We start from the raw sequence: 13263 nt of genomic DNA on the forward strand, positions 1-13263 counted from the left end.
GGCACACGGTTCGGCCGATGAAGCACGATAGTCGCCGAGGTCGCGCGCTGGCAAGCCCCTCAATTTCAAGCGTAATCTGCGAAAAGGAATGGTGGGTGATAAGAGATTTGAACTCCTGACATCTTCGATGTGAACGAAGCGCTCTACCACTGAGCTAATCACCCATGGGACGCGTTGTTATCTGTCCTGTGGTTCGGCTGCAAGCGAATTTGACGTGGGTCTGCGCGCGAAAATCTGCGGGTAAACAAAAATCTGGATTCTGACAAAAAACTTCAAAACGCCGCTTGACGCTGCCCGAGCGTAGCCATAATACACCCCAACGTTCAGCAATGAACGTGCAGCGGGCGGTTGTAGCTCAGTTGGTTAGAGTACCGGCCTGTCACGCCGGGGGTCGCGGGTTCGAGCCCCGTCAACCGCGCCATCGCTGCTTACCTTGGCCCAGGACAAGGGCCACGAAAATAGATGCGCGGTTGTAGCTCAGTTGGTTAGAGTACCGGCCTGTCACGCCGGGGGTCGCGGGTTCGAGCCCCGTCAACCGCGCCATTTTCCTCTTACTCTCAACCGATCGGCTTAAAAGCTTCGCAGCGAAGATCCCGATTAAGCAGCTGCGGTTTGATTTGCTCGGCTAAAACTCGTATGTTCACTAAATGTTCTAACTTTTCTGTTGGAGACTCAGGCAAGCTCGCCTATCTCTAAACCACTTGTTTCTTGGGGGCCGGAAATGGCTGAGCTGAAGAATATCGAGGTGCGCGGCGCGCGCGAGCATAACCTCAAAGGCATCGATGTTGATATCCCTCGGGATCAGCTGGTGGTGATCACCGGCTTGTCTGGTTCGGGCAAGTCCTCGCTGGCTTTTGATACCATCTATGCCGAAGGGCAGCGTCGCTATGTTGAAAGCCTGTCTGCCTATGCGCGGCAGTTCCTCGACATGATGGAAAAGCCCGATGTCGATCATATCAGCGGTCTGAGTCCGGCAATCTCCATTGAACAGAAGACAACGTCCAAGAACCCGCGTTCAACTGTTGGGACGGTTACGGAAATCTATGACTATATGCGCCTGCTGTTCGCACGCGCTGGAACCCCCTATAGCCCGGCGACCGGACAGCCGATCGAGGCGCAGCAGGTACAAGACATGGTCGACCGGATCATGACGATGGAGGAGGGCACGCGAGGTTACCTGCTGGCCCCCATCGTGCGAGATCGCAAGGGTGAGTACAAAAAAGAATTCCTGGAGTTGCGCAAGCAAGGCTTTCAGCGCGTCAAGGTCGATGGTGAGTTCTACGAACTGGATGAACCGCCGACGCTGGACAAGAAATTCCGCCACGACATCGATGTCGTGGTGGATCGACTGGTTGTCCGAGAGGGTATGGAGACCCGCTTGGCCGACAGCCTGCGCACAGCCTTGGATCTGGCTGACGGTATTGCGATTCTGGAAACTGCCCCGCGTGAGGGTGACCCAGAGCGGATCACCTTTAGCGAGAACTTTGCCTGCCCGGTCAGCGGGTTTACCATCCCCGAGATCGAACCGCGCCTGTTTTCCTTCAACGCGCCATTTGGGGCTTGCCCCGATTGTGATGGCTTGGGGGTCGAGTTGTTCTTTGACGAGCGGCTTGTGGTGCCCGATCAGTCGCTGAAACTCTATGACGGGGCCTTGGCGCCGTGGCGCAAGGGTAAGTCTCCGTATTTCCTTCAGACCATCGAAGCCATTGCGCGGCATTACGAGTTCGACAAGAACACACCATGGAAAGACCTGCCCCAGAAGGTGCAGCAGGTGTTCCTGCGCGGCTCTGGCGATGAAGAGATCCAGTTCCGCTATGACGAAGGCGGACGCGTTTATCAGGTGACGCGCAGTTTCGAAGGCGTGATCCCGAATATGGAGCGCCGCTATCGTGAAACTGACAGCGCTTGGATTCGCGAGGAATTTGAACGGTACCAGAACAACCGTCCATGCGGCACATGTGAGGGGTTTCGCCTGCGGCCCGAGGCGCTGGCGGTCAAGATCGCGGGCCTGCATGTCGGGCAAGTGGTGCAGATGTCGATCCGGGAGGCTCTGGCCTGGATTGAGGACGCGCCGAACCATCTGAGCGCCCAGAAGAATGAAATCGCGCGCGCCATTTTGAAGGAGATTCGCGAACGACTTGGGTTTCTGAATAATGTTGGTTTGGAATACCTTACGCTTTCGCGTTCAAGTGGGACACTGTCGGGCGGGGAAAGCCAGCGTATTCGTTTGGCTAGCCAAATTGGCTCGGGTCTGACAGGAGTTCTTTACGTGTTGGACGAGCCTTCTATCGGCTTGCATCAGCGTGACAATGACCGGTTGCTGGGAACGCTCAAGAACCTGCGGGATCAGGGCAACACGGTAATTGTTGTAGAACATGACGAGGAGGCCATCCGAGAGGCCGATTATGTGTTCGACATTGGCCCCGGAGCGGGTGTGCACGGGGGGCAGGTCGTCAGTCACGGTACGCCGACGGACATTACGGGTGATGCTGCCTCTATCACCGGGCAATATTTGGCCGGGACCCGGGAAATCGCGGTTCCGGCTGAACGGCGCGCGGGCAAGAAGCAGAAAGTGACTGTGGTGAAAGCCACTGGTAACAACCTCAAGAACGTCACGGCTGAATTTCCCTTGGCCAAATTTGTCTGTGTGACAGGGGTGTCTGGCGGCGGCAAGTCCACGCTGACGATTGAGACGTTGTTCAAAACCGCATCGATGCGCCTAAATGGTGCGCGACAGACTCCAGCGCCGTGTGAGACGATCAAGGGGCTTGAGCACTTGGACAAGGTTATCGATATCGACCAACGCCCGATCGGGCGAACTCCGCGTTCGAATCCAGCCACTTACACCGGGGCCTTCACGCCGATCAGAGACTGGTTTGCGGGTTTGCCCGAGGCGAAAGCGCGTGGGTACAAACCTGGTCGTTTCAGTTTCAACGTTAAGGGAGGCCGGTGCGAAGCCTGTCAGGGTGACGGTGTCATCAAGATCGAAATGCACTTTCTGCCTGATGTCTACGTTACCTGCGAGACGTGCAAAGGCGCGCGCTACAACCGCGAGACCCTTGAGATCAAGTTCAAGGGCAAGTCCATCGCTGATGTGCTTGATATGACGGTGGAAGACGCGCAGGAGTTCTTCAAGGCTGTGCCGTCGATCCGCGATAAGATGGACGCTTTGGCCCGCGTTGGGCTGGGCTATATCAAGGTCGGTCAGCAGGCCACCACGCTATCCGGTGGCGAGGCGCAACGCGTGAAGCTGTCCAAGGAATTGTCGAAACGGTCAACCGGGCGAACGCTCTATATCCTAGATGAACCGACCACGGGTTTGCATTTTGAAGACGTACGCAAGCTATTGGAAGTGCTGCATGAGTTGGTCGATCAGGGGAACACGGTTGTTGTGATCGAGCACAATCTGGACGTGGTGAAAACTGCAGATCACATCATCGACATTGGTCCCGAAGGCGGCGATGGCGGAGGTGAGATAGTGGCTACGGGCACACCCGAAGATGTCGCCACAGTCGAGCGCAGTCATACCGGTCGCTATCTGAAATCGATGTTAGACAACGCGCGCGTTGCTGCTGAATAGGCTTAGCGCCTTCAGATCAGTTCAGAATATCGGCAACCGCACCGATCAGGTTCAAGACTTTGCGTGTGTCTGGGTCGACCCGGTACACGTAGTCACCCGCGCGAATGTAGGAATAGTTTCGGTTCAGCCCATAACGGTACGGATTGTCTACCCATCGATAGTCGTTGCGGATGAAATCGCCGTTCCGATAGATCTTTTTTGCTTGCCCGGGAGGCACGCAAGGAATGGACTTCTTGGCTAAACCCGGTGGGCAATGCCCGTTTTTGTTTTTTGCCACGGCTGTAACAGGTACAAGCGTCATCGCCACAAGCATCGCTGTAGTCACCAGGTATCTTGTCATGTCACTTTCCCTTGCGAACAGGCTGAAGACGCCTCGGAACATGACTGGATAGATGGCCCCTTGCCGATTGTCTGTCAAATGGCTGGGCAAGAGGCCGCCGAATTGCCTATTCGCGCCCTCGTTTTTCAAAGCGTGGCAGCATCGCGCTGAAGTCGCGGCCCAATCCGTCTTCATTTTCAACAAATTGTTCATATAGCGAAGTCGCGACCTGACCCATCGGTGTATCCGCATCAGCGCTGTCTGCTGCTTGCTGGCTGAGACGCAGGTCCTTTAGCATGAGCTCGGCGGCGAATCCGGGCGTGTAGTCATTGTCAGCAGGGCTTTGCGGGCCAACGCCGGGGGCAGGGCAATAGGCATTCATCGTCCAGCTATAGCCTGACGATGTACTGACGACATCGAACATCTTTTGCCGGTCCAATCCCAGTTTGTCTGCCAGTGCAAAAGCCTCGCAGGTGGCAATCATGGTGACGCCAAGGATCATATTGTTGCAGATCTTGGCGGCTTGTCCGGCCCCGGCTTCGCCACAGTGAACCGCTTTTTGTCCCATGATCTCGAACAGCGGTGCAGCTTTGGCGAATGCGGCTTCCGATCCGCCGGCCATGAACGTTAACGTACCTGCCGCTGCACCGCCGATACCGCCGGAAACCGGCGCATCCACGGACAAAAGTCCGGCTCCCATAGCCTGATCCGCAACCGCACGCGCGCTGTCCACGTCAACCGTCGAGCAGTCGATTAACACAGCCCCTTTTGACATTGCGGGAATGACCTGATCCGCAACGGCCCTTAGAATAGCGCCGTTTGGCAGCATGGTGATGACCGCATCAGCACCCGCAACCGCGTCAGACGCCGTTTCGACCTGAGTGACACCTTCCACGGTGACGCCAGTCGTATCAAACCCCAGAACCTGATGCCCGGCTTTTGCCAGGTTGGCCGCCATGGGCGCGCCCATATTTCCCAGCCCAATGAAACCGATCTGCATCTTTTAGTCCTCCTCAAATGTCAGGGTATCCGCGCCCAGCGGTTGCAGCATTTTCGAAACGGCCGTCAAAGGGACGTTCATATCGGCAAACTGCCAGTTCGGGCTGCGGTCTTTATCGATGATTTGCGCGCGGATACCTTCCAGAAAGTCACCGTGTTCCATCGACCGGTGGGTGAAACGGTATTCCAACTCCAGGGCGCGCCGTATGGACAAAGCGGGGCCGCGCAGACGGTGCAGCATTTCAACCGTACAGGCCGTGGAAAGGGGGGCGTTTTTTCCCAGAGTCGCTAGGGTTTTCTGCGAAAAATCGTGGTCGCTGTTGCGCAGGCTCGTCACGATGTCGCCAAGTGTTTCGCCCGAGAAATGCTGATCAATGTCGGCCTGCAACTCGGCCAGTTCTCCGGCGGGTGGTGTTTCGGCATGTTGTGAAATCAGCCCTGCGTCGCCAGAGGCCTCAAGCATCTCAGTCAAATCGGACCAGTGTGATTGAGGGATGTAATGGTCCGCGAACCTTGCCAGAATTGCATCCGCAGGGCCCATTCGGAACCCAGTCGTTCCCAAAAACTCGCCCAACCGACCGGGGGCGAGGGCCAGCATAAGCGAGCCGCCCACATCCGGTACCAAACCAATCGAGCATTCTGGCATCGCGATTTTCGAGCTTTCCCCGACAACGCGATGGCTGCCATGGCACCCGATGCCGACACCGCCGCCCATGGTAAAGCCCTGAAGAAAGCTGATGACCGGCTTGGGATATTCGAAGATCATCGCATTCAGACGGTACTCGTCACGCCAGAATGTCTGCCCGTAGGCATAGTCGCCCTTGGTACCGGTTTCGTAGAGCTCGGCGATGTCTCCACCTGCGCAAAAGGCTTTTTCACCTTCGGCGTCCAGAATGATAAGGTCAACGGCATCGTCTTCGCGCCAGTTGCGCATCGCCGCGTCGATGGCCATGCACATCTCATAGCTCATTGCGTTCAAAGCATGTTGGCGGGTCAGGGTGATGCGTCCGGCACGGCCTGTGGTGCGGATTTCAATGTCTGACATGTGGCCCTCAGCGGTTGGCAAGCATCTGACGCGATACGATCACGCGCATGATCTCATTTGTGCCTTCCAATATCTGATGCACCCGAAGATCGCGCACAAGCTTTTCAATGCCGTAGTCGGCAAGATAGCCATAACCACCATGCAGCTGCAGGCACTGATCCACCACCTTCGATCCGGTTTCGGTCACGAATTTTTTGGCCATGGCGCAGAACTTAGTGGCGTCGGGCGCGCCGTTATCTAGTTTCCAAGCGGCTTGACGCAGAAAGGTCCGTGCGGCTTGTAGTTCAATCTCCATATCCGCCAGGCGGAACTGAAGGGCCTGGAACTGGTCGATGGATTGGCCAAACGCCTTGCGTTCGGACATGTATTGCAACGTCATATCCAAACCGGTCTGCGCGGCACCAAGGGAACAGGCCGCGATGTTCAGTCGCCCGCCGTCGAGGCCCATCATGGCATATTTGAAACCGTCGCCTTCGGTGCCGACAAGATTGCCTGCCGGGATTTTGCAATCATCGAACTGCACCTGCGCGGTGGGCTGACTTTTCCAGCCCATTTTCTCTTCCAGTGCTCCAAAGCTAAGACCCGGAGTTCCGTCCTCGACATAAACGGTTGAAATACCCTTGGGGCCGTCCTGACCGGTGCGCACCATGCATACATAGGCATCGGAATACCCACCGCCCGAGATGAATGCCTTGGTGCCGTTCAACGTATAGCCTTCGTTCGTGCGTACGGCGCGTGTCTTCAAGGCCGCCGCGTCCGAGCCGGAACCGGGCTCGGTCAGGCAATAGCTCAGCACCGTGTTGAGGCTGAGAACATCGGGCATGATGCGTGCCTTGAGGTCTTCATCCGCAAAATTGTCCAACATCTTGGCGCACATGTTGTGGATTGACAGGAATGCCGCGACCGAAGGGCAGGCCATCGACAACGCCTCGAATACCAAGGTGGCATCCAGGCGGGTCAGGTTCGAACCGCCGCTGTCCTCGGATACATACAAAGCCCCAAAGCCAAGCTCGCCGATCTGTGGCCACAAGGTTTTTGGAATGGTGCCATCGGATTCCCACTGCCGCGCAAAGGGTGCGATATTTTCCTGCCCAAACGAATATGCCATGTCGAAAATGGCTGTCTGTTCCTCGCTGAGTGCGAAATCCATGGCGTTCCCTCCCGTCGGCAATGAATTGAACGGTTGTTTATTTCCGAATTCTTACAGAAATTTTGCAGGTTCAACAATGGGGCGCAAAACGCTGGAGCAGTCTAGAGATCCGCGTGGAATTCCTCGATCAGATGGCGCACGACTGCTTGCCCGGGATCGTCCCCGCGCGCGACGGCCTCGGCGTGGACACGGCGTTGACGGGTGGCCGAAGTGCCGTTTTCGGCGATCTGCCGTAACCGCGCAAGTTCGGTCATCGTTCCAAGCGCTTCGGTGTCTTCCGCCAACAACCCCATAAGGTCGCCGATCAGTTCGGACATCGGCTTGACCGAGCGGTCGCCGAAGTCAATCAATCCTTCGCCCACGCCATAACGCTGCGCACGCCAACGGTTTTCTCCGATCAGGAAGCGATCATATTGCCGCCAACGCAGGTTGCGGTCTTTCAGTCGACACAACATTCGGGTCAGTGCCTGGACGAGTGCCGCCAGGGACAACGTGTGCTCCAGCCGGGGTTGCACGTCCATGATCCGGGTTTCAAGCGTAGGGAAACGATGCGACGGGCGCAGGTCCCACCATATCTTGGTCGTGTCCTCGATCACGCCCAGTTCGACGAGTATACCTGTGGTGCGTTCATACTCAGCCCAACTGCCAAAAACTGGGGGCAGGCCGGTTCGGGGAAGGTTGTCGAACACGGTCAAGCGATATGAGGATAGGCCGGTATCTTCGCCGTTCCAAAAGGGTGAGGATGTGGACAAGGCCAAAAGATGGGGCAAAAAGTAAGACAGCTGCGGCATCAGATCGGCGCGCAGGGCGGGTTCTTCGACCCCCACGTGTACATGCATCCCGCAGATCAGCATCCGACGTGCTACGCCACCTAACGCGTGTTGCAAGGCGTCATATCGTTCCTTGCGGGTGTGATGTTGATCTTTCCAATTGGCGAAGGGATGACAGGATACAGCGATCGGGGACAGATTGTATTCGGCAGCTCGTTTCGACACGCAGGATCGCAGGCGTTTGAGGTCTTCCCGCGCCGAGGCTATGGTTGTGTGCGGGCGCGTGCCGACTTCAATCTGACATTGCAGGAACTCGGGGCTGACCTGACCTTCGAAATCATTCTGGCAGGCCTCCATCAGCGCTCCGGGGGCCTCTGACAATTGCAGGCTGTCGCGATCCACCAGAAGATACTCTTCTTCAATGCCCAGTGTGAATTCTTGCTGCATGGAGCCCCCTTTGGCTGTCGTAAGTTTCAGTGAATACGGAAATTTGCCTTTTGCCAAGGGTTTGCCCGGCTTGTCCTTGCACTGGTACGGGCGGCAATTGTAAGGAACGGATCAGCACAGAACGTGGAGCCAACGCCGTGAAACCCAGAAAATTCCCAAAGATCAACGCAGCCTTGGATGAGTTGGGAGTGAAACTGGTTGATACAGTCACGGATCAAGATGAACGTGCGAGGCTTGAGTCGTTTGAGGCCGCCGGGGGGTTGACGCGTCCGGCCTATGCCTTGTCACCAGGCATGGAAGGGTTCGACATCTCGCAATTGGTGGCGGAATATAACCGTCACAAGGCGGATTTACAGGCGTTAAAAGACCCTGCGCGTACTCAGACCGGCTATCGCACGGGTAACGGTTATTACGACAGCCCGGATGCGGATGCCCTGTATCTGATGATCCGCCGCTTTCAGCCCAAACGCGTGATCGAGGTGGGGTGCGGGAACTCAACCCGCGTGACCCGGCAAGCGATTATTGACGGCGGGTTGGACACCACGATCACTGCCATTGACCCATACCCTCGTGCCGACATTGCCCATGTCGTGGACCACTTCGAACAAAAACGTCTTGAAGAAGTTGACCCATCGCTTTTTGCCGAGCTTGAAGCCGGAGATGTTCTGTTCATCGATTCAAGCCACGTTGTGCGGATGAGCAATGACGTCGCCCATCTGTTCTGCCGCATCATTCCAGCGCTGAAACCCGGTGTGGTCATTCATGTACACGATGTTTTTCTGCCCTACGAATATCCCAAGCGTTTCTTCTATGATTGTCCGGGCTGGGGCGAGCAGTACATGCTGCACGCATTGTTACAATCTGGTTCGTATTCAATGCTTTGGCCGGGTTATTACCTGCAACAAGACCGCCCTGATGCGGTCGCTGCGTTGCCTTTTCTGACAGAAGGGCGCGCGCAGAGCATTTGGGTTCAGCGCAAAGAAAATTGATCTCAGAGTGATCCAGTGCGGCAAAAGGTCCGTAACCCTTTCCATAACACGCTGGAGAGGAGAAGACAGCTATGTTCCGTCGCACATTCATGGGCGCAGCCGCCGCACTTGCATTTGCCATGCCGCTGAAGGCGCAAGCCGCAGACATCGTCGACACTGCCGTTGCTGCAGGTTCGTTTAACACCCTGGTCGCTGCCGTTCAGGCTGCGGGTCTGGTAGATACCCTGAAAGGCGATGGCCCGTTCACCGTCTTTGCCCCGACGGATGAAGCATTTGCTGCTCTGCCCGAAGGCACCGTTGAGTCACTTCTGCTGCCCGAGAACAAGGATCAGCTTGTGTCGATCCTGACTTATCATGTGGTTCCGGCCAAAGTCATGTCTGGTGACATCGCTGGCAAACGCGCCAAGGTTTTGACCGTTCAGGGCGAACGCTTGAGCGTAAATGCGAAAAATGGCGTAAAAGTAAACGATGCCAAAGTGGTACAGGCTGACATCGAAGCCAGCAATGGCGTCATTCATGTGGTCGATGCAGTGATCCTGCCGGAATAATCTGCACCCAGAAGATACCAAAGCCCCGGCGATTGTCCGGGGCTTTTGCGTTTTACGATCAGCAAATCAGACCAGACGCACCTGAGTCCCAATCTGAACAAGCGGATACAATTCTTCCACGTGTTGATTGTAGAGTCCGATACAGCCGGACGAGCTCTGACGGCCAATTTTGCGCGTGTCATGGGTTCCGTGAACAAGGTAGGCTGGCCAGCCCAGATACATGGCGCGGGTGCCCAATGGGTTTCCGGGGTCGCCACCTTCCATCCGAACCGGCAATGACGGATCCCGCTCGCGCATGGAAGCAGTCGGCGTCCAGCTTGGGAATTCGGTTTTGCGTACGACTTTTGTGTAACCGCGTTTGGTGAGTTCCTCACTCATCGGAACCGAACTTGGGTAAAGCTTATACGTTCCGTCCGGGCTCCAATAATGCACGGCGCGGCTTGTGATATCGGCCAGCAGGCAGCCAACACCAAGCTCATCAAAGTGATCCTGCCAGTTCTGTTGCGAGAACGAGGACACGTTGCGGCGCACTGGCAATTGCGTGCTGATGGCGTCTTCTGTTTCTGGGAAAGCATCTGTGCTTTGTGCCCGAACAAGGGCAGGGGTTGCCACCAATGATGCTGCGCCCAACAGGGCGGAACGACGGGTCATACGGGAATGGGACAAGACTGCCTCCGATAATTTCACTGCTCGGTACACACTTCCCGACAAAATATTTTGCTTTGATGAGTTTTTCCAGAGTATCAAAGCTGAATTTCTCGTGAGATTGGCACGTGAGCCTGCTTATCGGCGGAAAAATGCAAAACCCGGCCCAAGATAAGGCCGGGTTTGTCAGCGTAATGATCGTTCCAATCAGTCCATGGCTTTAAAGTTGAACTCGCCACCTTCTTTGATGCCCGACGGCCAGCGCGAGGTCACGGTTTTGGTTCGGGTGTAGAATTTGAAGCTGTCAGGGCCGTGCTGGTTCAAGTCACCAAACATCGATTTCTTCCAGCCACCAAAGGTGTGATAGGCCAGCGGAACCGGGATCGGCACGTTGATGCCAACCATGCCGATATTGATCCGGCTGGCAAAATCACGCGCGGTGTCACCGTCACGGGTGAAAATCGCGGTTCCGTTGCCATATTCATGGTCCATCGCCAGCTTCAGCGCCTCTTCATACGAACCGGCGCGTACGGTGGACAGGACCGGGCCAAAGATTTCCTGTTTGTAGATGTCCATGTCCGGGGTGACATGGTCGAAGAGGTGGGGGCCAACAAAAAAGCCATCTTCATAGCCCTGCAGGCTGAAGTCACGGTTGTCGACAACCAGCTTGGCGCCTTGCTCAACACCCGAGTTGATCAGACCTAGGATGCGTTCTTTTGCGGCCCCGGTGACGACCGGACCCATATCGACATCATCACCGGCCGTGTAAGGGCCGACTTTCAGCTTTTCGACACGCGGGATCAGCTTTTCGATCAGCTTGTCCGCAGTTTCTTCACCAACGGGAACCGCGACCGAGATTGCCATGCAGCGTTCGCCTGCCGCTCCAAATCCGGCACCAACCAGAGCGTCAGCCGCCTGATCTAAGTCAGCGTCGGGCATGACGATCATGTGGTTCTTGGCACCGCCAAAACACTGGGCGCGTTTGCCGTTGGCGGTTGCGCGGCTGTAGATATATTGCGCAATCGGGGTAGAACCCACAAAGCTGACACCCTGGATGATTTCGCTGTCGAGGATCGTATCAACGGCTTCTTTGTCACCGTTCACGACCTGGAACACACCTTTGGGCAGACCGGCTTCGATGAAGAGTTCAGCCAGCATCAGCGGAACCGACGGGTCACGCTCGGACGGTTTCAGGACCACGGCGTTCCCACAAGCCAGCGCCGGTCCAACATGCCAAAGCGGCATCATGGCGGGGAAGTTGAAGGGCATGATCGAACCCACGACACCCAAAGGCTGGCGCATCGAATACATGTCTATGCCGGGGCCTGCGCTGTCGGTGAACTCGCCCTTAAGCATCTGTGGCGCGCCGATGCAGTATTCAATCACTTCCAGACCACGCTGCAAGTCGCCTTTGGCATCGGGGATGGTTTTACCATGCTCGCGGCTTAGCGCTTCGGCCAGCTTGTCCATGTCGCGGTTCATCAAGCCAACCATGGCCATCATGACGCGCGCACGTTTCTGCGGGTTGGTTGCGCCCCATGCGGGCTGGGCCGCTGCTGCCGCTTCAATTGCTGCCGTGGTTTCTGCCGCGCTGGCCATTGGGCATTTGTATTGAACTTCGCCCGTCGCCGGGTTGTAAACGTCGTCGAAACGACCGGATGTACCGGCGACCATTTCGCCGTTCAGGAAATGGGTCAGATCTTGCATCAATAGCTCCTCCGATAGATTTGCGCGCAGAATAGGCTTGCAGAAATCCCGCGAACAGAGGCAATGTCTCAAAGGAGTTTTGCAAAAATGCAAAAGAGTGTGAGATGACCCCAAACTGGGACGATATGCGGATTTTTCTGGCCGTGGCACGCGAAGAAAGCTTGTCTTCTGCTGGTCGTATCCTGAAAATTGATCCTGCCACTGTCGGGCGTCGTGTGGCGCGGCTCGAATCCACTTTGGATTCTTCGTTGTTTACCAAGTCCCAGCAAGGCTATGTTCTGACACCGGCTGGGCAACGTCTTTTAGAGCACGGGCTACACGCCGAAGAGGCGATGCGTGCCGCTGCCGGAGCTGTCACCGGACCGACCAAATCACTCAGCGGACAAATCAGGATCGGCGCACCGGATGGCAGCGCCAATTACCTGCTGCCGCAGGTCTGCGCAAAAATCAGCGATGCGAACCCTGATCTGGACATTCAGATTCTTGCACTTCCGCGGGTAATCAACTTGTCCCGGCGCGAGGCGGACATGGCTGTGACAGTCAGTGCGCCAACAGCCGGCCAACTGCGTGTGAAAAAGATCAGCGACTATAAACTGCATATGGTTGCGACCGAAAACTATCTGCACCGACATGGTCCGATCCGCTCTGTCACAGACCTGAAAGGGCACAGGTTGATCGGCTATATCCCCGACATGATCTTCGACCGCGAGCTGGATTACCTGAACGACATTGGTATTGACCGTGTCGCGCTTGCATCGAACTCGGTCTCGGTCCAATTGCGGCAGGTCACGCTGGGAACCGGGGTCTGCGTGGCCCATGATTTCACGCTACCCTTCCATCCCGATCTGCGGAAAATCCTGACGGATCAAGTGAGTTTGACGCGCAGTTTCTATCTTGTGCGGCATGAAGGTGACCAACGCAACGAACGGTTGAACCGCTTTGCCGAAGCTCTGACGCGCGGCATTCGCGAGGAAGTGCTTCGTTTGGAAGCAGTGGCCGACGCTTGACAGGTCGCGACAATCGCGCAACGCTTTGGAATAAGTGTGATTATTTCCGGAGGTATT

Annotated in this window: 11 protein-coding genes and 3 tRNA genes; 6 read left to right on the plus strand and 8 right to left on the minus strand. The window is 56.2% G+C overall.

Translation table 11 applies throughout. From position 1 onward, the window contains the following. Window positions 1-89 precede the first annotated feature (89 nt). Window positions 90-164 (minus strand) — tRNA-Val (locus I9187_RS07050). Window positions 165-344: 180 nt separating this feature from the next. Between I9187_RS07050 and I9187_RS07055 the strand changes: the two genes are divergently transcribed. The 3 genes from I9187_RS07055 (at window position 345) to uvrA (ending at window position 3580) form a co-directional block, all read left to right on the plus strand. After that, window positions 345-421: transfer RNA gene (locus I9187_RS07055), tRNA-Asp, on the plus strand. Between the two features lie 45 nt (window positions 422-466). Continuing rightward, a tRNA-Asp gene (locus I9187_RS07060) sits at window positions 467-543 on the plus strand. A 178-nt stretch (window positions 544-721) separates the two neighbouring features. Next, complete coding sequence (uvrA, locus tag I9187_RS07065; RefSeq protein WP_209509245.1) at window positions 722-3580, plus strand: excinuclease ABC subunit UvrA; 2859 nt, start codon at window positions 722-724, stop codon at window positions 3578-3580. A gap of 16 nt (window positions 3581-3596) precedes the next feature. On the opposite strand, the gene I9187_RS07070 is transcribed toward uvrA, so the two are convergent. The 5 genes from I9187_RS07070 to I9187_RS07090 form a co-directional block, all read right to left on the minus strand. Continuing rightward, on the minus strand, window positions 3597-3920 hold the full coding sequence (locus I9187_RS07070; protein ID WP_245223152.1) for a hypothetical protein: 324 nt from the start codon (window positions 3918-3920) through the stop codon (window positions 3597-3599). 106 nt (window positions 3921-4026) lie between these two features. Beyond that, window positions 4027-4899 (minus strand): 3-hydroxyisobutyrate dehydrogenase, encoded by an 873-nt coding sequence (gene mmsB, locus I9187_RS07075; RefSeq protein WP_171727503.1) that lies wholly within the window; start codon window positions 4897-4899, stop codon window positions 4027-4029. A gap of 3 nt (window positions 4900-4902) precedes the next feature. Then, the gene (locus tag I9187_RS07080) at window positions 4903-5943 is read right to left on the minus strand and encodes an enoyl-CoA hydratase/isomerase family protein (RefSeq protein WP_171174279.1); all 1041 of its coding nucleotides are present in this window, start codon (window positions 5941-5943) and stop codon (window positions 4903-4905) included. 7 nt (window positions 5944-5950) lie between these two features. Then, complete coding sequence (locus I9187_RS07085; protein ID WP_209509246.1) at window positions 5951-7093, minus strand: acyl-CoA dehydrogenase family protein; 1143 nt, start codon at window positions 7091-7093, stop codon at window positions 5951-5953. A 101-nt stretch (window positions 7094-7194) separates the two neighbouring features. Next, entirely contained in the window at window positions 7195-8310 is a 1116-nt protein-coding gene (locus I9187_RS07090) for a carboxylate-amine ligase (RefSeq protein WP_209940123.1), read from the minus strand. A gap of 137 nt (window positions 8311-8447) precedes the next feature. Here I9187_RS07090 and I9187_RS07095 point away from each other — a divergent pair, with 137 nt between their 5' ends. Then, entirely contained in the window at window positions 8448-9299 is an 852-nt protein-coding gene (locus tag I9187_RS07095) for a class I SAM-dependent methyltransferase (RefSeq protein WP_171174272.1), read from the plus strand. 71 nt (window positions 9300-9370) lie between these two features. Then, window positions 9371-9847 (plus strand): fasciclin domain-containing protein, encoded by a 477-nt coding sequence (locus I9187_RS07100; protein WP_050603486.1) that lies wholly within the window; start codon window positions 9371-9373, stop codon window positions 9845-9847. 66 nt (window positions 9848-9913) lie between these two features. Here I9187_RS07100 and I9187_RS07105 read toward each other — a convergent pair whose 3' ends face one another. Together I9187_RS07105 and I9187_RS07110 are read right to left on the minus strand one after the other, a co-directional pair. Next, a complete protein-coding gene (locus tag I9187_RS07105; protein WP_171089788.1) occupies window positions 9914-10498 on the minus strand; it encodes a L,D-transpeptidase in 585 nt (194 codons plus the stop codon). Between the two features lie 201 nt (window positions 10499-10699). Continuing rightward, window positions 10700-12199, minus strand: a complete 1500-nt coding sequence (locus tag I9187_RS07110; protein ID WP_171174270.1) for a CoA-acylating methylmalonate-semialdehyde dehydrogenase — start codon at window positions 12197-12199, stop codon at window positions 10700-10702. 104 nt (window positions 12200-12303) lie between these two features. On the opposite strand from I9187_RS07110, the gene I9187_RS07115 reads away from it, so the two are divergent. Beyond that, window positions 12304-13206, plus strand: coding sequence for a LysR family transcriptional regulator (locus tag I9187_RS07115; RefSeq protein ID WP_171174268.1), 903 nt, complete (start codon window positions 12304-12306; stop codon window positions 13204-13206). The last annotated feature ends 57 nt before the right edge of the window (window positions 13207-13263 follow it).

This window comes from Ruegeria sp. HKCCE4148 (genome assembly GCF_017872495.1).
Lineage (GTDB): Bacteria > Pseudomonadota > Alphaproteobacteria > Rhodobacterales > Rhodobacteraceae > Ruegeria.

What these genes read in the sequence shown, in the direction of transcription:
- I9187_RS07100 (WP_050603486.1), top strand. Translation starts at nt 9,371, where the DNA reads ATGTTCCGTCGCACATTCATGGGCGCAGCCGCCGCACTTGCATTTGCC.
- mmsB (WP_171727503.1), bottom strand. Translation starts at nt 4,899, where the DNA reads ATGCAGATCGGTTTCATTGGGCTGGGAAATATGGGCGCGCCCATGGCG.
- I9187_RS07115 (WP_171174268.1), top strand. Translation starts at nt 12,304, where the DNA reads ATGACCCCAAACTGGGACGATATGCGGATTTTTCTGGCCGTGGCACGC.
- I9187_RS07070 (WP_245223152.1), bottom strand. Translation starts at nt 3,920, where the DNA reads ATGACAAGATACCTGGTGACTACAGCGATGCTTGTGGCGATGACGCTT.
- I9187_RS07080 (WP_171174279.1), bottom strand. Translation starts at nt 5,943, where the DNA reads ATGTCAGACATTGAAATCCGCACCACAGGCCGTGCCGGACGCATCACC.
- I9187_RS07105 (WP_171089788.1), bottom strand. Translation starts at nt 10,498, where the DNA reads ATGACCCGTCGTTCCGCCCTGTTGGGCGCAGCATCATTGGTGGCAACC.
- I9187_RS07085 (WP_209509246.1), bottom strand. Translation starts at nt 7,093, where the DNA reads ATGGATTTCGCACTCAGCGAGGAACAGACAGCCATTTTCGACATGGCA.
- I9187_RS07090 (WP_209940123.1), bottom strand. Translation starts at nt 8,310, where the DNA reads ATGCAGCAAGAATTCACACTGGGCATTGAAGAAGAGTATCTTCTGGTG.
- I9187_RS07110 (WP_171174270.1), bottom strand. Translation starts at nt 12,199, where the DNA reads ATGCAAGATCTGACCCATTTCCTGAACGGCGAAATGGTCGCCGGTACA.
- uvrA (WP_209509245.1), top strand. Translation starts at nt 722, where the DNA reads ATGGCTGAGCTGAAGAATATCGAGGTGCGCGGCGCGCGCGAGCATAAC.